Raw genomic sequence first — 16,870 nt, 5'->3', positions numbered from 1 at the left:
GCACCGCACTGGGCCTCGCGAGCTGCTCGCGAGGCCCTTGCGCGGTTTTTGACCCGGGATCCCCACACGGAGCTTTCTATGAGCACCAGCACCCCTGCCGCCGACGTCGCGCCCGCCGTCGTCCTGTCCGGCATCACGAAACGCTTCCCAGGTGTGGTCGCCAACAGCGACGTGCACCTGACCGTGCGCGCCGGCGAGGTGCACGCGCTGTGCGGTGAGAACGGCGCGGGCAAGTCCACGCTGATGAAGATCCTGTACGGGATGCAGCAGCCCGACGAGGGCACGATCGAGGTCGCCGGCCGGCAGGTCCGGTTCAAGACCCCGGCGGACGCCATCAAGGCCGGCATCGGCATGGTGCACCAGCACTTCATGCTGGCCGACAACCTGACCGTGCAGGAGAACGTCGTGCTCGGCGCGGAGGCGCTGCACGGCATCGGCGGCAAGGCGCGCAAGGTCATCCAGGGGCTGGCGAGGTCCACCGGCCTCACCGTCGACCCCGGGGTCCTGGTCGAACGCCTCGGTGTCGCCGACCGGCAGCGGGTGGAGATCCTGAAGGTGCTCTACCGGGGCGCCAGGGTGATCATCCTGGACGAGCCGACGGCCGTGCTGGTGCCGCAGGAGGTGGACGAGCTGTTCACCACCCTGCGCGGGATGCAGGAGCAGGGCTTCACGTTCCTGTTCATCTCGCACAAGCTGGACGAGGTGCGCGCGATCGCCGACTCGGTCACGGTGATCCGGCGCGGCACCACGGTCGGCACCGCCGACCCCAAGGCGGTCAGCTCCCGCCAGCTCGCGGAGATGATGGTGGGCAGCGAGCTGCCCAGCCCGGAGACCCGCGAGTCGACCGTCACCGACCAGGTCGTGCTGCACGTGGAGGGCCTCGGCCTGGTCGCCGAGGAGGGCACCCGGCCGGTGCTCGACGGCATCGACCTGGTCGTGCGGTCCGGTGAGATCGTCGGGATCGCGGGCGTCGAGGGCAACGGGCAGACCGAGCTGGTCGAGACGATCATGGGCATGCGCAAGGCGCACCACGGTCGCGTCCTGCTCGACGGCCGCGACCTGACCCGGCTGGGCACGCTGGCCCGGCGCGAGGCGGGCATCGGGTACGTGCCCGAGGACCGCCACCGCCAGGGCCTGCTGCTCACCCAACCGCTGTGGGCCAACCGGATCCTCGGCCACCAGACCCGCGAGCCGGTCTCCAGGGGCACGTGGCTGGACCTGGCCGGCGCGAAGCAGGACACCCGGCGGATCGTCGAGGAGTTCGACGTCCGCACGCCCGGCATCGACGTGCCCGCCGCCGCGCTGTCCGGCGGCAACCAGCAGAAGCTGGTGGTGGGCCGGGAGCTGTCCGGCGACCCGGTGCTGCTCATCGCGTCGCACCCGACCCGCGGCGTGGACGTCGGCGCGCAGGCGCTGATCTGGGACGAGATCAAGAACGCGCGGGCGCGCGGCCTGGCCGTGCTGCTCATCTCCGCCGACCTGGACGAGCTGATCGGCCTGTCGGACACGATCAAGGTCATGCTGCGCGGTCGGCTGGTCGCCGACGCGGACCCGGGGTCGGTCACCCCGGAGGACCTGGGCAGCGCGATGACGGGCGCGGGCGCCACGAGCGCCGCCGTCGCGGAACTGAAGGGCGAGTAATGGGAATCCTGCGCGGCAAGCTGCTGCCGCCCGCACTGGCGATCCTGTTCTCCGCACTGCTGTGCGGCGTCGCGCTGGTGGTGTCCGGCGCGAACCCGGTCAAGGCGTTCGGCGCGATGGTGTCGCAGGTCGGCGAGGGCACGACCGCCGTCGACATCGTCAACAGCACCGGGACGTACTACATCGCGGCGCTCGCGGTGGCCATCGGGTTCCAGATGAACCTGTTCAACATCGGCGTCGAGGGCCAGTACCGGGTGGCCGCCGTGGTCGCGGCGGTGGTCGGCGGCTCGATCGCGCTGCCGCCCGGCCTGCACGCCCTGGTGATCATCCTGGTGGCGGCGGTGGTCGGCGCGCTGTGGGCGGCGGTGCCGGCGATCCTCAAGGTGACCCGGGGCGTGAACGAGGTCATCTCCACGATCATGATGAACGGCCTGGCGCTCGGCCTGGCCGCGTACCTGATCGGCGAGGACGTCTTCGGCGAGCTGCGGGGCAACAACATCCGCACCCCGGAGATCCCGGAAAGCGGCTGGGTGCCGGGCATCCCGCTGGGGTCCTCGGGCACGATCTTCGGCCTGGTGTTCCTGGCGGCGCTGCTGGGCGTCGGCTACTGGGTGATGATGAACCGCACCCGGTTCGGGTTCGAGCTCAAGGCGTCCGGCGAGTCGGCGACGGCCGCCGCGGCGGGCGGTGTCAGCGCGAAGAAGATGGTGCTGATCGCGATGCTGCTCTCCGGCGGCATCGCCGGTCTGGTGTCGATGCCGGAGATCCTCGGCCGCGACCACACCTACAACCTGAACTTCCCGGCGGGCCTGGGCTTCTCCGGGATCGCGATCGCCCTGCTCGGCCGCAACCACCCCGGCGGCATCGCGTTCGGCGCGCTGCTGTGGGCGTTCCTGGACAAGTCGGGCCTGGCGCTGGACAACGTCGGGGTGCCGAGGGAGATCGTGACGATCATGCAGGGTGCGATCGTGCTGTCGGTCGTCGTGGCCTACGAGGTGGTCCGGCGGTTCGAGCTGGCCGCCGAGCAGCGCCGGGTCGGTAAGCAGTTGGGGACGGTGTCGGCGTGAGCAGGCTTGCGAGCGAACCAGTGAACACAGTGCTTCGTAGTCTTGATCCGGCGAGCGTCAGCGAGGCGGCATCATGAGCACCTCGTTGATGAACCCGTCGGAAGCGCCGTCGACCGTTCCGCCGCCGCGCAAGGCGCGCAAGATCCCCGGTTGGCTGGTGGGGACGCTCGGCGTGGCGGGCGCGGTCGTGCTGCTGTCCACGACGTCGTACCTGACCGACGTGCCGCAGCTGACCTCGACCGGCACGATCCAGACCGCCGTGCGGCTGGCGCTGCCGATCCTGCTCGCCGCCCTCGGCGGTCTGTGGGCCGAGCGCGCGGGCGTGGTGAACATCGGCCTCGAAGGCATGATGATCATGGGCACGTGGGGTGCCGCGTGGGCTGGCTACCAGTGGGGCCCGTGGGCCGCGCTGCTGTCCGCCGCGGTGTTCGGCGCGCTGGGCGGCCTGCTGCACGCCATCGCCACGGTGTCCTTCGGCGTCAACCACATCGTGTCCGGCGTGGCGATCAACCTGCTCGGCGCGGGTGTCACCAAGTACCTGTCCACGCTGATCTTCTTCCCGCTGTCGCACAACCCGCGCGAGTCGCCGGCCGTGCCGAAGTTCGACACGTACTCCGCGCCCGGCATCTCCGACTGGCTCGGCGACCTCGAAGCGCAGCAGCGGGTCGGGCTGTCGGACGTGGCGGGCATCCTGCGCGGCCTGGTCACCGGCGTCTCGCCGCTGACCATGCTGGCCATCGCGCTGGTGATCGGCAGCTACCTGGTGCTCTGGAAGACCCGGTTCGGGCTGCGGCTGCGGTCCTGCGGCGAGAACCCGGTGGCCGCCGAGTCGCTGGGCGTCAACGTCTACCGGCACAAGTACATCGCGGTCATCGCCTCCGGCGCGCTGGCCGGCATCGGCGGCGCGGCCCTGGTGCTCAACCCCGGCCAGCCCGGCTACCTGGAGGGCCAGACCAACGGCCGGGGCTTCATCGGCCTGGCGGCGATGATCTTCGGCAACTGGCGGCCGGGCGGCCTGCTCGGCGGCGCGGCGCTGTTCGGCTACGCGGACGGCCTTCAGCTGCGCAGCGGCGGCAAGACGTTCCTCGCCCTGATCTACGGCGCGGTGCTGCTGCTGGGCGTGCTGGTCATCTGGCAGCTGGTCCGGCGGCGCTGGTTCGCGGCGGCGGGCGGGATCGTCGCGGCGGTCGTGCTCTACGCCGTCTACTACAGCGTCGACGAGGTGCCCAGCGAACTCACCACGTACGCGCCGCACCTGGTCACGCTGATCGTGCTCGCCGTGGCGTCGCAACGATTGCGGATGCCCGCGGCCGATGGGGTGGTGTACCGCCGTGGTTGACATCGACTGGGACGACCTGCGCGCGCGTGCCGTCGAAGCCGCCCAGTCGGCCTACTGCCCGTACTCGGGGCTGCGGGTCGGCTCGGCGGCGGTGTGCGACGACGGGCGGGTCGTGCTCGGCTGCAACGTGGAGAACGCCTCGTACGGCGTGGGGCTGTGCGCCGAGTGCACCATGGCGGGTCAGCTCCGGCTGACCGGCGGCGGCAGGTTCGTGGCCGTCGCCTGCCGCAGCGGTGCCGGCGAACTGCTCATGCCCTGCGGGCGGTGCCGGCAGGTCCTGTACGAGCTGGGCGGTCCGGACTGCCTGGTCGACACACCGTCCGGTGTGCTCCCCATGAGCCGTGTGCTGCCCGACGCGTTCGGACCGGAGGACCTGCCATGACCTACACCGCCGTGGACGTGATCCGGGCCAAGCGGGACCGCGACGCGCTCTCCGACGCCCAGATCGACTGGGTGGTCGACGCCTACACCAGGGGCCTGGTCGCCGACGAGCAGATGTCCGCGCTCGCCATGGCGATCTACCTCAACGGCATGGACGCCCGCGAGACGGCCCGCTGGACCCGCGCCATGGTGCGCTCCGGCGAGTCGCTCTCGCTCGACGTCGGCCGGCCGACCGTGGACAAGCACTCGACCGGCGGCGTCGGCGACAAGATCACCCTGCCGCTGGCCCCGCTGGTCGCGGCGTGCGGCGCGGCCGTGCCGCAGCTGTCCGGGCGCGGCCTGGGGCACACCGGCGGCACGCTGGACAAGCTGGAGTCCATCCCCGGTTGGCGGGCGCAGCTGTCGGTGGCCGAGGTGACCGCGCAGCTGCGCGACGTCGGCGCGGTGATCTGCGCGGCGACCACCGGGCTGGCCCCGGCGGACAAGAAGCTCTACGCGCTGCGGGACGTGACGGGGACGGTCGAGGCCATCCCGCTGATCGCCAGCTCCATCATGTCCAAGAAGATCGCCGAGGGCGCGGAAGCCCTGGTGCTGGACGTGAAGGTCGGTTCCGGCGCCTTCATGAAGACCGAGACCCAGGCGCGGGCGCTGGCCGACGCGCTGGTGTCGATCGGCGTGGACCACGGGCTGAAGATCTCCGCGCTGCTGACCGACATGTCGGTGCCGCTCGGGCGTGCGGTCGGCAACGCGGTCGAGGTGGCCGAGTCGGTCGACGTGCTGCGCGGCGGCGGGCCCGCGGACGTGGTGGAGCTGACCGTGGCGCTGGCCGCGGAGATGCTGCACCGCGCCGGGATCTCCGCCGACCCGGCCGCCGTCCTGGCCTCCGGCGAGGCGTACGAGACGTGGGCGCGGATGATCCGCGCGCAGGGCGGCGACCCGGAGGCCGCGTTGCCGGTCGGCGGGCACAGGCACGTGGTCGAGGCCCCGGACGACGGTGTGCTGGTCGCGCTGGACGCGTACGCCGTGGGTGTCGCGGCGTGGCGGCTGGGTGCCGGCCGGGCCCGCAAGGAGGACCCGGTGCAGGCCGGTGCCGGCGTGCTGTGCCTGGCCAAGCCCGGTGACCGGGTGGCGAAGGGCCAACCGCTGCTGGAGCTGCACACCGACACGCCGGACGCCCTCGCGGGCGCGCTGGCGGCGCTGACCGGCGGGTACGCGATCGGCGACACCGCGCCGGCCCGTCCGCCGCTGGTGATCGACGTCGTCCGAGGCTGACGCGGTCAGGTCGGTGTTGTCCGGCCTCGGCTGAACAGGTGAGCACCGCCGCTGCGGCGGGTAGGACCGGGACATGTGAAGACTCGGTGCCCTACGGCGTCGCGGATCGCGCCGGCCGACCGGCCCCGGGCGCGAAGAAGCCCGGCTCTTCGTGGGGAGCCGGGCTTCCGCCAGACGGTCAGGCGCCCTCGGCGGCGAGGTCGTCGTCGTCGCGGTTGTCCGAGTTCTTCGGGCCGTTCTTGCGGGTGCGCCGCTGCGGGCGGGGCAGTGCGGTGGGCGGCGGGGGCGGCGTCGGGGAGCCGCCGCCGAGGATCAGCTCGGCGAAGGTCGCCATGGCCTCGTCCAGCTGGCCGCCGATGCGCAGCTCCGACTCCTGGTTGCTCTTGCGCACCATGGTCGCCAGCGCGTCCGCGTCGGGGCGGGCCGACACGGTGCCCTCGACCTTCGCGATGCCCTGCTCCACGACGCCGGACAGCTCGCCCAGGCGCGCGGCGAAGTCGTCCTCCACCGAGTCCAGCCGGGTGGTCATCGTGTCCAGGCGCGAGGTGACGCCCTCCAGGCGCTGCGCGAGCGCCTCCAGGCGGTCGGTCGCGTCGACCTGGTCGCGGGTCTCGTCCAGCGCGGCGTGCAGCGCCTCGCGGGCCTCGTCCAGCTTGCCGTGCACGGTGCTGCGGGTGTCGGCGAGCGACGCCGCCAGCGACTCGCGGGTCTCGGTCAGCGAGCCGGCCAGGCTGTCGCGGGTCTCCACCACGGAGGCGGCCAGGCTGTCGCGGGTCTCGACCACCGACGCGGCCAGCTTGTCGCGGGTGTCGGCGAGGGTGCCGGCCAGCGAGTCGCGGGTGGCGTTGAGGTCGTTGCGGGTCTCGTCGATGCGGCCGTGCAGCGCGGACGACGAGTCGGTCACCGAGCGCTGGAGCGCCTCGCGGGTGCCGTCGAGGTGCTCGTGCACGCCCTCGTCCACCTCGTCCAGGCGACCGCGCAGCGCGGCCTCCAGCGCCTCGATGCGCTCGCGCAGCGGGCCGGTCACCGCCCCCGGCACGGTGTCGACCTTGGTGTCCTGCTTGTCCAGGTGCACGTCGAGGTCGTCGAGGCGCTTGTGGATGTGGGCGAGCTTGTCCTCCAGGCCGTCCATCCGGCCCGCGACGCCCTCGAACCGGCCGGCGACGCCGTCGAGCCGACCGTCGAGCTGGGCGAACGGCTTGGCCAGCTTGTCGACCAGCCCGTCCACCGCGCGGGTGATGCCCTGAACGGCGTTGTCCTGCGCCTCCAACCGCGCCAGCGCCTCGTCCAGCCGCTCGGCCAGCACGCTGACCTCGGTCCGGTCGGGCAGCTCGGACAGGCGCTTGCGAACGGAACCCAGCGACTCCAGCGGGGACATCCGCGCGTGGATCTCGTCCAGTGCATCGAAGATCTGCTGCTGTTCGCTCTCACGGATCTCCGCGGCGCGCGTGAGCATGTTGCGCATCCGATCGAAGGACATCGTGGAGTTGTTGTTCTCGTTCACGGCGTTGAATGCCTTCGTCCAGGGGAGGGGAGACCTCCGGGAGCCTAACCGCGTCGGGGGTCGGGGCTGTACCACCCCCCGGCGCGAACCGCCTGTCTCGACCTTGTGTTTAGGCCATTCGGGTTACAACGATCGACCCTACTCATAGGTAACCGTGAGCGCACCCCTGAGTGCCGCCGGTGACCATCCGCCGGGCGGGTGACTCAAGTTCGACGCGCGGTAGCGGAAAGTTCTGCATCACGAGTGCACAACGGGGAAAGGGCCATCCAAGAGGGTGGTTCTGGACACACCGGACGACTCCGAGCTGATCATACCCCACCAAGATCATCCGAATGCGGACCGGTCCCGGCGTGTCGCCGGTATACCGTGAGCCGCATGCCTACCCCGCCTTCCACGGAGGCCATCCGCAGCGCGCCGAAGGTGCTGCTGCACGACCACCTCGACGGTGGACTCCGCCCCCAGACGGTGATCGAACTCGCCGAGTCCTCCGGCCACCAGGGTCTGCCCACCACCGACCCGACCGAGCTGGGCGCCTGGTTCCGCGACAACGCCAACTCCGGCTCGCTGGTCCGCTACCTGGAGGGCTTCGCGCACACCTGCGGCGTCATGCAGGACGAGGCCGCGCTGGTCCGGGTCGCCGCGGAGGCCGCGCAGGACCTCGCGGCGGACGGCGTGGTGTACGCGGAGATCCGCTACGCCCCCGAGCTGTTCACCGACAAGGGACTCAGCCTGGAGCAGGCCGTGGAGGCCGTGCAGGAGGGCTTCCGCCAGGGCGAGGCCGAGTCGGGCAACCGGATCAAGGTCGGCACCCTGCTGTGCGCCATGCGGCAGAACGACGGCTGGCAGCGGATCGCCGACCTGGTCGTCAAGTACCGGGACGCGGGCGTGGTCGGCTTCGACATCGCGGGCCCGGAGCTGGGCTTCCCGGCCACCCGCGAGCTGTCCGCGTTCGAGTACCTGCGCCGGGAGAACGCGCACTTCACCATCCACGCCGGCGAGGCCGACGGCCCCGAGTCGATCCACCAGGCCGTGCAGTACTGCGGCGCGGAGCGGCTGGGCCACGGCGTGCGGATCGCCGAGGACATCAAGGACGGCGACGTCGGCCACCTCGCCGCGTACGTCCGCGACCGCCGGATCGCGCTGGAGATGTGCCCCACCTCCAACGTGCAGACCGGCGCGGTCGGCTCGCTCGCCGAGCACCCCATCAAGCAGCTGGCGGACCTGGGCTTCCGGATCACCGTCAACACCGACAACCGGCTGATGAGCGACTGCTCGCTGACCGGCGAGCTGGCGGCCGTGGTCGGCCAGTTCGGCTTCGGCTGGGACGACCTGCGCGGCTTCGCGGTCAACGCCGCCAAGGCCGCGTTCCTGCCGCTGGACGAGCGCCGCGCGCTGATCCAGGACGTGATCGAACCCGGTTACGCCGCACTGGCGAAGTAGTCCCGGGAACGACGAAGGGGGCCGGTTCCGCGGAACCGGCCCCCTTCTCGTCGCCTGCGGCTAGTGGATCACCAGCCGGTCCTCGAACGACGCGACCAGCGTCCGCCACGCGGTGACCTCGGCCTCGTACGGCGCGCTCGGCGCGAGCCGCGTCGGGTCCGGCTTGAGCACGTAGGACACCAGCCAGCCCAGCGACTCGGACTGGTTCAGGGCGACCTTCACCGCGTCGTCCCCGGCCCACTCGCCGGCGTCCTCCAGCAGCTCCACCGCGAGGTCGAGCTGCGTCGGGTCGACCGCGTCCGGGCCGTCGGAGATGTCCTCGTCCAGGCCGGTGTAGACGTAGACGTTGTCCGGGTCGACCTCGACGTCCAGATCGCCGCCGGTCGCCTTGACCACCAGCTCGCCCCAGGTCGACACGTCGGCCAGGTCGTTGCCGTCGGCCTCGACGATGAACCGGGACAGCGCGCGCGGCGAGCCGAACACGTCGATCCGGCCCTTGCGGCCCAGGAACAGCGGCTGGTCGTCGAGGTAGCAGCGCAGCGTGTAGTACTCGCCCGCGCCGGTGATGATCTTGATCGGGTCGATGCCGACCTCGCTCCAGAACCCGACCGCCTCGTCGCCGTCGTCGTCCTCCTCGTCGGCGTCCTCCGCGGCGGCGGCGGCGTTGGCCTCCTCGAAGGCGGCCAGCTCCTCCTGCGCGACCTTGAGCGAGTCCTCGTCCACCTCGGGCGCGGTCACCACCTCGTCGATGGCGTCCAGCACCTCGTCCCACTTCTCGGCCACGACCTGCGCCAGCTCGGTCCACAGCGCCTGGCCCTCGCGACCGGTGAACGGCAGCGTGCCCTGCGGCAGCAGCGCGAAGCCCTCCGCCGAGTCCAGCACCTCGTGCACCTTGTCCAGCTCGCACACCTCGGCCAGCGAGCGCACGATCGACACCACGTCGGCCAGCTCGCCGATCACCCAGGTGTCGGGCTCCTCGGCGACCAGCTCCGGCACGCCCACCAGGTCGAACTGGTGGTTGTCGTCCGGCGACAGCTCGCCGACCGACAGGCCCGGCACCACGTGCCACGCCGGGTGGTCGGTCAGGTCGTGCTCCTCGGCCTTGCGCACGAACGCCGCCAGGTGGGCCGCGTCCGGGAAGGCGTACAGGTCTTCCTCGTGGCCGAGGAATGCCTCCCACTCCTCGCCCTCTTCCCGCCAGCGCGGGGCCCACAGGGTGACGACATCACCCTGCGTGAGCCCCAGCTCGATCGGGACGATGTCCTGTGCCATCCGTGCCTCCCGGTCACGCCAAGCCCCGTTGCCATGCGGGGGCAAGAGTACGGGGTGGATCTAGTCCTACCGCCGTTGACCACGGAATGGGTCGGCGAAGAAGTCGTCGTCGTCCTCGTCCGGGGCCGCCGCGGGCCTGGGACGTGCAGGCTGAGGCCCTCGCGGGCGTCCGGCGGCCCACGGCGGGGCGGCCGCCGGGTGCGGTCCGGTTCCGGACGGCTGTCCGGAAACCGACCCCGGCGGCGGGGCCTGCGGCCGGGCCGGTTCGACGGGCTCGGCCTGCCGGTGCAGCGGCGGCGGACCGGCGAAGTCCTCGATCGCCATCGCCATGCTGTCACCGAGCGTCTTGGCCAGCTCGTTGTAGCTGGTCTGCACGGCCGCGTCGGTGGCCAGCCGGGCGGTCTCGGCGACCAGCCGGCCCACCGCGTCCGGGCCCTGCCCGAGCGCCGCCGGGTGCAGCCGCACCGACCGCAGCGCGCCCACGGCCGACGCCGTCACGGTCACCAGCCCGGACGGGTGCTCGGCGGTGCCGGTGACCCGGGACAGCAGGTCGGTCAGCCGGTCCGCGGCGGCGATCCGCTCCTCCTGCACGCTCATCGCGGCCCCCTCAGGTACGTGCTCCCGAAGTCGTCGTCGCCGGGCTCGCCCGGCGGGAAGCCGATCTCGGTCAGCGCCCGCGCGGTCGCCGGGTCCACCAGCCGCGCCAGCGACCGGTGCATCCGGGCGGCGGCGTCCTTCGCGGCCCGCTCGGCGACCCGCACGATCTCCGCGCCCAGCGCGTCCGCGCCCATGTTCAGCGCGGCGGGCGAGATCCGGATCTCGTTCGGCGGCGCGCCGGGCGCGGTCACCACGGTCACCGCGCCGTCCGAAGAGGACGCCCGCCCGAACACCGGACCGGTGCGCGCGATGTGCCCGGAGACCTGCGCCCCCACCTCCGCGACCCGGTGGGCCGCGCGTGTCGTCTCGTCCACGTCCTCAGCCCGTCGGTCGGTAGAAACCCATGAAACCCATGCCGCTGTTGCTGGTGCGCACCGCGCCCACCTGCACCGGGTCGCCCGCCTCCACCATCTGCCCGTTGCCGATCACCATCGCCACGTGGCCGTCCCACACCACCAGGTCGCCCGGCAGCAGCTGGTCCGGTGGCACGGACGCGCCCATCGCCTGCGACGACGCCGGACGCGGGATGTCGAACCCGGCGCCCTTGTACGCCCACTGCGTCAGGCCGGAGCAGTCCGTGCCCTGCGGCGGGTTCGCGCCACCCCACACGTACGGGGTGCCCAGCGCGGACAGCGCGTTGCGCACGGCCCGCGCGGCGGTCTCGTTGGGTGCTTCGGCGGAGCTGCCGTCCGGCAGGTTCACGCCCACGCCGGTGCCGGGCTGCGGCGGGATCGCGACCGGCAGCCGGGGCCCACCCCCGCCACCGCCACCACCCCCGCCACCGCTGGAACCTCCGCCGCCACCGCCGCCGGACGAGCCGCCGGAACCACCGGACGAACCACCGGACGGGCCGCCGGACGAGGACGGGTCGCGCTTGCCGTCGTCGCCCGCGCCGGACACCGACGTGGTGCCACCGGAATCCGCGCCCAGCGGGTCGCCGAGCCCGGCGAAGTCCGGCTTCGGCAACCCCTTGAGCTGCGCGGCGACGGTGGTCAGCTCGGTGCGGACCCGGTCCAGCTCCTGCTTCGACCGGCCCTCGTACTCGCGGGCCTTCGCGGTCACGTCGGCGGCCACCGCGAGCACCGCGCCGATCCCGCCGAACAGCGACGCCGCGATCGCGGCGGCCAGCCGGGGCTGCGCCCACCCGGTGAAGTCGTCGATGAGGCCCTGGATGGCCTTCTTGCCGCCGTCGACGGCGTTCACCGCCGTGGTGGCGGCCGTCTGGGTGGCGGTCGCGTTGCGCGCCAACGTGCCCACGCCGCCGGAGAACGCCGCCACGCGTTGCTGGAACGCGTTCGCGCGGTCGCCGTACCAGGTGCCGAGCACCGCGTTGGCCGCGCTCTTGTGCCGCCCGTCGATCTCGGTCAACGCCGACGCCGCCTTGCCGAAGGACTCGGCCGCGCGCGTCGCGCCGCCGGTGTCGCCCGCCAGCTTGGCCAGGTCGTCCTTCATCGGCTGGACCAGGCCTGCCAGGAATCCCGCGACGTCCATCTCAGACCTTGTACGCCCGGTCGAGGTCGGCGCTGTTCTGCGCCTCCTGCTCGGTGTACGCCGCGCCGGCCTTCGACACCGCGCCCGCGAACGCCGACAGCCCGTTCGAGGCGGCGGCGACACCGTCCACTTGGGTCTGCGCCGCCTGCTGGAAGGCCGCGCCCAGGCCGACCTCGTCGCCGATCCTGCCGAAGCTCCCGGCCGCGAGCGACGTGGTGCCGGACAACGTCGACGTGCCGACCGCGCCGACCTCGCCCGCCAAGCCGGACGCCGCGCCGCTGTACGTCGACAGCGCCGCGAGATCGACGCCGAAACCCCGTTCCACTGCATCCCCCCTCGGGTACGCCTTGCGGTCGCGATCCTGCACCATCGAACGGTGGTACGTGGTGGCTTTGGCGCAGATCCTCCCCTGATGGGCGGTACCACGCGAGACGTCCGCACCTGATCATGGGTGGGTGGGTGTTATGCGCCATTGGGAGCGGATCATGGCGTGGCTCGACCACCACGCCCCCTTGACCGGTTCGGCGTTCATCCCCAGCGAGGACGACGCGGCGGTCGAGGCACTGTCGGTCGCGAGCGGCCTTGAGCCGCCCGAAGACCTGCGCGAGTGGTGGGCCGTGTGCGGGGGCACCGCGGACCTGGCGTTCGCGGAGGTCCTGCCGCCGTTCTACACGCCGCTGGGGCCGGGCAACGCGCTGCGCTCGTGGCAGCTCAAGGAGCGGTTCTGGCCGCGCGACCTGGACACCGAGGCCGGCACCCCGACGACCGGGTTCCACCCGAGGTGGCTGCCGATAGCGTTCGACGGCTGCGGCGACGCGCTGGCCGTGGACCTGCGGCCGGGCGTGCTGTCCGGGTGCGTGGTGGAGTGGGACCGGGAGCGCGGCGAGATGCTCAAGCCGGAGTGGACCAGCCTGGACGAGATGCTCGACCAGGTCGCCACCGCGCTGGAGCACCTGGGCCGGATCGGCCACTGCGAGCCGCTGATCACCGCCGACGGGCACCTGGGCTGGCGGACGGACTGACTTCCCGGCTGCGTTCCGGTATCCTCGGGGTAACGGGTTGTCGCAGGTCAGCGGTTATGGAGCGGCGTATGGCGGACGTGCACGACGTGGCCGCTGCGGTGCTGGACGCCACCGGACCCGAATCGCCGATGAAGTTGCAGAAGCTCCTCTACTACACGCAGGCGTGGCACCTGGCCAAGTACGACCGGCCGCTGTTCACCGCGCGCATCGAGGCGTGGCGGCGCGGACCGGTGGTGCCCGAGGTCTACCACCGCCACCGCGGCCAGACCGAGGTCTGCTCGTGGGAGGAGGGCGACCCGCGCGGCTTGACCGACCGGGAGCGCTCGGTGGTCCGTGACGTCGTGGAGCGCTACGGCGGGTTCAGCCGGCACGAGCTCAGCGACATGGCGCACGCCGAAGAGCCGTGGCGGGCCGCGCGCGGCGACCTGCCCGAGACCGTGCCCAGCAGCGAGCCGCTGTCCAACCGGGTGATGGCCCGCTACTTCCGCCGGTTGACCAGCCCCCCGGCGGACGCGTTCGCCGACGCGGTGGCGAGCGTGCGGCTGGAAGGGCTGGAGGTCCCGGAGGACACCAGGGCGACCATGCGGGCCGTCGCGGCGGGCGAGCTGACCATGGACGAGGCGATCGCGCGGGAGATCGAGGCTCTGCGGCGGTCGTGACCTTCGAAGACCCGTACCGGGACCCGGACACCGGGGTCCTGCTCAACAACCTGGGCCTGACCGACCGGCACGCCTGCGAGACGGCGGAAGCGCGGCTGAGCGCGCTGCGGATCGGGCAGCTGGAGATGAGCCCGTTACCCGGGCTGTACGACCTGGCGCACCTGAAGGCGTTCCACCGGCACATCTTCGGCGACCTCTACCCGTGGGCGGGGGAGGTGCGGAAGGTGGACATCGCCCGGACCTCGTCGTTCGCGCACTGGCGGCACATCGACTCGTACTCGGACCACCTGTTCGGCGAGCTGCGCGGGCAACGGCACCTGGTGGGGCTGGGACGCGAGGACTTCGCCGACCGCTTCACCCACTTCTTCGCCGAGACCAACGCCCTGCACCCGTTCCGCGAGGGCAACGGCCGCGCCCAGCGGGCGTTCTACCGGCAGATGGCGCTGCACGCGGGCTGGCAGGTGGACTTCGCGCTGGTGGACGTGGAGAAGTACGGGGACGTGTGCCGGGAGAGCATGGCCGGCTCCTCGGCCCCGCTGCGGGCCTTGCTTGACTCGGTGATCAGCCCGGCGTGAACCGGCCCGGGGCGCGGGCTCGGCCGGCGGAAACCCGCCCGGCCGGGAGAATGCGGGCCATGCCCGAGGTGTTCGTGGCCGGACCCGCGTCGTGGAACCGCCTGGTCTCGCTGGACCGGCTGCCCGAGGCCCGGCCGCACACCGTGTTCGCGTCCGGCCATCGGAGCGCGCTCGGCGGGACGTCGGCCGGCAAGGCGCTCAACCTGGCCGCCCTGGGCGCACGGGTCACGCTGCGCACGGTGGTCGGGGACGACGAGGCCGGGCGCTCGATCGTCGGAGCGTTGGACGCCCCGAACGTCGACCTGATCGCCGAAGTGGTGCCGGGGGCGAGCGAACAGCACCTCAACCTGATGTCGCCGGACGGCGGGCGGGTGTCGATCTACCTGGAACTGCCCGAACTGGCCGAGCCCCGGCACGACGATCGCGCTTTGGCGGCGTTGGCGCGGGCCGACGCCGCCGTGATCGACCTGGCCGACTCCGCCCGGCCGTTCCTGGCGGCGGCACGGGCGGCCGGTGTCCCGGTCTGGTGCGACGTGCACGACTACGACGGGAGATCGGCGTACCACCAGGACTTCGTGGACGCCGCCGACTTCCTGTTCCTCAACGACGACGGCATGCCCGAACCGGACCTGCTCGCGTTCCTCCGCACCCGGCCCGGGACTGCGGTGGCGACCAGGGGAGCGCGCGGCGCGGTGGCTTTCGCGGCGGGCGTGCGGCACGAGGTGGCGGCGGTGCCGGTGGACCGGATCGTCGACACCAACGGCGCGGGCGACGCGTTCTTCGCCGGATTCCTGGTCGCCCACCTCGCGGGCGCGGGCGTGCCGGCGGCGTTGACGGCCGGAGCCGCCCAAGCGGCCCGCTGCCTCCGTTCGCCGAACCTCGCTCAGCGGGGTGCGCGGTCAGCGGAAACGGGGTAGGCGCGAATCGTCAACGCGGTGTCGCGTGGGGCCGATGTCCGCACACCGGATTCGTCCGATGCTGGTGACGCACCGAATTGTTTCCACTCGGAGGAGGATTCATGCGTTTGCGTCGAACTGTCGCCGCTGTGGGGTTGGCCGCGCTCGCGTCGCTGACGGTGGCCGGGTCGGCCGGGGCGGCTCCCGCCGCCGGTGGCCCGGAGTCGGCGGCCTGCGGGCAGACCGGGTCCGACAAGGACAACCGGGCCTACACGAGGGACTTCGAGCAGGGGACGAACATCCGATCCGGCCCGAGCACGGCGTGCGCCATCGTGGGCGTCGGCTACCCGGAGAACTCCATCGACTACCACTGCTGGGTCAGCGGCGAGGGCGGCACCTGGTCGTACCTGCGCACTCGCAACGACGTGTACGGGTGGGTCAAGGACAGCACGCTGAAGGGTGGGGGCTCCATCGTCCAGTGCTGACCGGCCTGTTCCACGACGGCGCCCGGATTCCGGCCCGATCGGAATCCGGGCGCCGTCGTGGGATGGGGTCGGGGCATTCCGGTTCTTTGGTTCACTGGTCTCGGGAGGGAAACTCCGGGCGGTTGCGGCACGTTGTGCGGACTGCCCGGAACGCATCCGAGGGGGCCGAGTGGAAACGATCTTCCGGGCGACCGATCACCCGCCGGCGGAGCGGTTCGAGCGGTGGGCGCAGCTGGTGCCCACGGTGTTCGCGCCGTTGCGGGTGTCAGTGGCCGAACCCGACCGGCACCGGTCGGAACTGCGGACCGCCGAGCTGGGCGGGACGACGGTGCACTACCTGGCGTCGTCCGCGTCCCGCGTCGAGCGCACCGATCGCATGATCCGGCAAGCGGACCCCGACGTCGTCCAGGTGTGGCTGGTCGAGCGCGGCGACCTGGTGTTCAGCCAGGGCGTCACGTCGAGGGTGGTCGAGCCGCGCCGGCTGTACGTGTCGACCGGTTCGCGGCCGTTCGAGCTGAGCGGGGCGATGCCCGGCGGCGTGATGGCCGTCGCGCGCAGCGCCATGGTGCCGTTCGGGCGGCTGCCGGTGGGCCGGGACCAGGTCGAGCGGTTGGGCGGCTTCCTGGTCCCTGAAGGCGGGCTCGCCGGCCTGGTGACGGCGTCGTTGCGGGAACTCACCTCGCACGACTTCGGCCCGGCGGACGCGTCGAGGCTGGGCGGGGTGCTGGTCGACCTGGTCGCGGCGCTCCTCGCGCACCTGCTCGACCGGACCTCGGACCTGCCCGAGCAGACCCGGGACCAGGCGCTGCTGGCGCAGGTCGAGGCGTTCGTCCAGGCGAACCTGGGCGATCCGGACCTCACCCCGGCGGCGGTCGCCGCCGCGCACCACGTCGCCCTGCGCACGGTGCAGCGGCTGTTCCGGCGGCGGGGCCGCGGCGTCGCCGACTGGATCCGCCACGCCCGGCTCGAAGCGTGCCGCCGCGACCTCGCCGACCCGCGCCTGCGGCCACAGCCGGTGCGCGTGATCGGGCGGAGGTGGGGCTTCGAGGACCCGTCGCAGTTCAACCGCGCGTTCCGGGCGGCGTTCGGGATGCCGCCGGGCGACTACCGCGAACACCATGCCCCACGCCCAGCCCAGCACTAGACCCCGACAGCGGGCCGGGCCGGGT

At 72.4% G+C, this 16,870-nt stretch carries 18 protein-coding genes; 12 read left to right on the top strand and 6 right to left on the bottom strand.

Annotated elements, in window-relative coordinates; genetic code table 11:
- The first annotated feature begins 78 nt into the window (after nt 1–78).
- The 5 genes from BN6_RS37420 to BN6_RS37400 all read left to right on the top strand — a co-directional run bounded on the left by BN6_RS37420 (nt 79) and on the right by BN6_RS37400 (nt 5,700).
- On the top strand, nt 79–1,641 hold the full coding sequence (locus BN6_RS37420) for an ABC transporter ATP-binding protein (RefSeq protein WP_015105071.1): 1,563 nt from the start codon (nt 79–81) through the stop codon (nt 1,639–1,641).
- Nucleotides 1,641–2,708: an ABC transporter permease gene (locus tag BN6_RS37415; RefSeq protein ID WP_015105070.1), complete on the top strand. Its 1,068-nt coding sequence runs from the start codon at nt 1,641–1,643 to the stop codon at nt 2,706–2,708. The genes BN6_RS37420 and BN6_RS37415 overlap by 1 nt, the downstream gene beginning before the upstream one ends.
- Before the next feature lie 73 nt (nt 2,709–2,781).
- A complete protein-coding gene (locus BN6_RS37410) occupies nt 2,782–4,047 on the top strand; it encodes an ABC transporter permease (RefSeq protein ID WP_015105069.1) in 1,266 nt (421 codons plus the stop codon).
- The gene (locus BN6_RS37405; RefSeq protein ID WP_408005271.1) at nt 4,022–4,429 is read left to right on the top strand and encodes a cytidine deaminase; all 408 of its coding nucleotides are present in this window, start codon (nt 4,022–4,024) and stop codon (nt 4,427–4,429) included. Before BN6_RS37410 ends, BN6_RS37405 begins: the two co-directional genes overlap by 26 nt.
- On the top strand, nt 4,426–5,700 hold the full coding sequence (locus BN6_RS37400; RefSeq protein ID WP_015105067.1) for a thymidine phosphorylase: 1,275 nt from the start codon (nt 4,426–4,428) through the stop codon (nt 5,698–5,700). Before BN6_RS37405 ends, BN6_RS37400 begins: the two co-directional genes overlap by 4 nt.
- 178 nt (nt 5,701–5,878) lie before the next feature.
- On the opposite strand, the gene BN6_RS37395 is transcribed toward BN6_RS37400, so the two are convergent.
- Entirely contained in the window at nt 5,879–7,165 is a 1,287-nt protein-coding gene (locus BN6_RS37395; RefSeq protein WP_408005349.1) for a hypothetical protein, read from the bottom strand.
- 414 nt (nt 7,166–7,579) lie between these two features.
- Here BN6_RS37395 and BN6_RS37390 point away from each other — a divergent pair, with 414 nt between their 5' ends.
- Nucleotides 7,580–8,644 (top strand): adenosine deaminase, encoded by a 1,065-nt coding sequence (locus BN6_RS37390; protein ID WP_015105065.1) that lies wholly within the window; start codon nt 7,580–7,582, stop codon nt 8,642–8,644.
- Between the two features lie 60 nt (nt 8,645–8,704).
- On the opposite strand, the gene BN6_RS37385 is transcribed toward BN6_RS37390, so the two are convergent.
- The 5 genes from BN6_RS37385 to BN6_RS37365 all read right to left on the bottom strand — a co-directional run bounded on the left by BN6_RS37385 (nt 8,705) and on the right by BN6_RS37365 (nt 12,434).
- Nucleotides 8,705–9,916 (bottom strand): hypothetical protein, encoded by a 1,212-nt coding sequence (locus BN6_RS37385; RefSeq protein ID WP_015105064.1) that lies wholly within the window; start codon nt 9,914–9,916, stop codon nt 8,705–8,707.
- A 66-nt stretch (nt 9,917–9,982) separates the two neighbouring features.
- The gene (locus tag BN6_RS37380) at nt 9,983–10,513 is read right to left on the bottom strand and encodes a YbaB/EbfC family nucleoid-associated protein (RefSeq protein ID WP_015105063.1); all 531 of its coding nucleotides are present in this window, start codon (nt 10,511–10,513) and stop codon (nt 9,983–9,985) included.
- Entirely contained in the window at nt 10,510–10,887 is a 378-nt protein-coding gene (locus tag BN6_RS37375; RefSeq protein WP_148303162.1) for a hypothetical protein, read from the bottom strand. The genes BN6_RS37380 and BN6_RS37375 overlap by 4 nt, the downstream gene beginning before the upstream one ends.
- Nucleotides 10,888–10,891: 4 nt before the next feature.
- Entirely contained in the window at nt 10,892–12,064 is a 1,173-nt protein-coding gene (locus BN6_RS37370) for a bifunctional WXG100 family type VII secretion target/C40 family peptidase (RefSeq protein WP_015105061.1), read from the bottom strand.
- Between the two features lies 1 nt (nt 12,065).
- Nucleotides 12,066–12,434: a hypothetical protein gene (locus tag BN6_RS37365; RefSeq protein ID WP_015105060.1), complete on the bottom strand. Its 369-nt coding sequence runs from the start codon at nt 12,432–12,434 to the stop codon at nt 12,066–12,068.
- 94 nt (nt 12,435–12,528) lie between these two features.
- Between BN6_RS37365 and BN6_RS37360 the strand changes: the two genes are divergently transcribed.
- The 6 genes from BN6_RS37360 to BN6_RS37335 all read left to right on the top strand — a co-directional run bounded on the left by BN6_RS37360 (nt 12,529) and on the right by BN6_RS37335 (nt 16,845).
- Nucleotides 12,529–13,086: an SMI1/KNR4 family protein gene (locus tag BN6_RS37360; protein ID WP_015105059.1), complete on the top strand. Its 558-nt coding sequence runs from the start codon at nt 12,529–12,531 to the stop codon at nt 13,084–13,086.
- Between the two features lie 68 nt (nt 13,087–13,154).
- On the top strand, nt 13,155–13,745 hold the full coding sequence (locus BN6_RS37355) for a type II toxin-antitoxin system antitoxin SocA domain-containing protein (RefSeq protein WP_015105058.1): 591 nt from the start codon (nt 13,155–13,157) through the stop codon (nt 13,743–13,745).
- Nucleotides 13,742–14,320 carry a Fic/DOC family protein gene (locus BN6_RS37350; protein WP_015105057.1) on the top strand — a complete coding sequence of 193 codons (579 nt, stop codon included), beginning with the start codon at nt 13,742–13,744 and terminating at the stop codon, nt 14,318–14,320. The genes BN6_RS37355 and BN6_RS37350 overlap by 4 nt, the downstream gene beginning before the upstream one ends.
- A gap of 59 nt (nt 14,321–14,379) precedes the next feature.
- Complete coding sequence (locus tag BN6_RS37345) at nt 14,380–15,237, top strand: carbohydrate kinase family protein (protein ID WP_015105056.1); 858 nt, start codon at nt 14,380–14,382, stop codon at nt 15,235–15,237.
- A gap of 101 nt (nt 15,238–15,338) precedes the next feature.
- Nucleotides 15,339–15,701 (top strand): SH3 domain-containing protein, encoded by a 363-nt coding sequence (locus BN6_RS37340; protein ID WP_015105055.1) that lies wholly within the window; start codon nt 15,339–15,341, stop codon nt 15,699–15,701.
- A gap of 169 nt (nt 15,702–15,870) precedes the next feature.
- Nucleotides 15,871–16,845, top strand: a complete 975-nt coding sequence (locus BN6_RS37335) for a helix-turn-helix domain-containing protein (RefSeq protein WP_015105054.1) — start codon at nt 15,871–15,873, stop codon at nt 16,843–16,845.
- Nucleotides 16,846–16,870 lie beyond the last annotated feature (25 nt).

Source organism: Saccharothrix espanaensis DSM 44229, assembly GCF_000328705.1.
Lineage (GTDB): Bacteria > Actinomycetota > Actinomycetes > Mycobacteriales > Pseudonocardiaceae > Actinosynnema > Actinosynnema espanaense.
Note: the sequence above shows the minus strand (reverse complement) of the source record. Positions and strands in the feature narration are given on the sequence as shown.

Excerpts from the sequence above, each read along its gene's own strand:
- BN6_RS37420 (WP_015105071.1), top strand. The coding sequence starts at position 79 with ATGAGCACCAGCACCCCTGCCGCCGACGTCGCGCCCGCCGTCGTCCTG.
- BN6_RS37415 (WP_015105070.1), top strand. The coding sequence starts at position 1,641 with ATGGGAATCCTGCGCGGCAAGCTGCTGCCGCCCGCACTGGCGATCCTG.
- BN6_RS37410 (WP_015105069.1), top strand. The coding sequence starts at position 2,782 with ATGAGCACCTCGTTGATGAACCCGTCGGAAGCGCCGTCGACCGTTCCG.
- BN6_RS37405 (WP_408005271.1), top strand. The coding sequence starts at position 4,022 with ATGGGGTGGTGTACCGCCGTGGTTGACATCGACTGGGACGACCTGCGC.
- BN6_RS37400 (WP_015105067.1), top strand. The coding sequence starts at position 4,426 with ATGACCTACACCGCCGTGGACGTGATCCGGGCCAAGCGGGACCGCGAC.
- BN6_RS37395 (WP_408005349.1), bottom strand. The coding sequence starts at position 7,165 with ATGCGCAACATGCTCACGCGCGCCGCGGAGATCCGTGAGAGCGAACAG.
- BN6_RS37390 (WP_015105065.1), top strand. The coding sequence starts at position 7,580 with ATGCCTACCCCGCCTTCCACGGAGGCCATCCGCAGCGCGCCGAAGGTG.
- BN6_RS37385 (WP_015105064.1), bottom strand. The coding sequence starts at position 9,916 with ATGGCACAGGACATCGTCCCGATCGAGCTGGGGCTCACGCAGGGTGAT.
- BN6_RS37380 (WP_015105063.1), bottom strand. The coding sequence starts at position 10,513 with ATGAGCGTGCAGGAGGAGCGGATCGCCGCCGCGGACCGGCTGACCGAC.
- BN6_RS37370 (WP_015105061.1), bottom strand. The coding sequence starts at position 12,064 with ATGGACGTCGCGGGATTCCTGGCAGGCCTGGTCCAGCCGATGAAGGAC.
- BN6_RS37365 (WP_015105060.1), bottom strand. The coding sequence starts at position 12,434 with ATGGTGCAGGATCGCGACCGCAAGGCGTACCCGAGGGGGGATGCAGTG.
- BN6_RS37360 (WP_015105059.1), top strand. The coding sequence starts at position 12,529 with ATGCGCCATTGGGAGCGGATCATGGCGTGGCTCGACCACCACGCCCCC.
- BN6_RS37355 (WP_015105058.1), top strand. The coding sequence starts at position 13,155 with ATGGCGGACGTGCACGACGTGGCCGCTGCGGTGCTGGACGCCACCGGA.
- BN6_RS37345 (WP_015105056.1), top strand. The coding sequence starts at position 14,380 with ATGCCCGAGGTGTTCGTGGCCGGACCCGCGTCGTGGAACCGCCTGGTC.
- BN6_RS37340 (WP_015105055.1), top strand. The coding sequence starts at position 15,339 with ATGCGTTTGCGTCGAACTGTCGCCGCTGTGGGGTTGGCCGCGCTCGCG.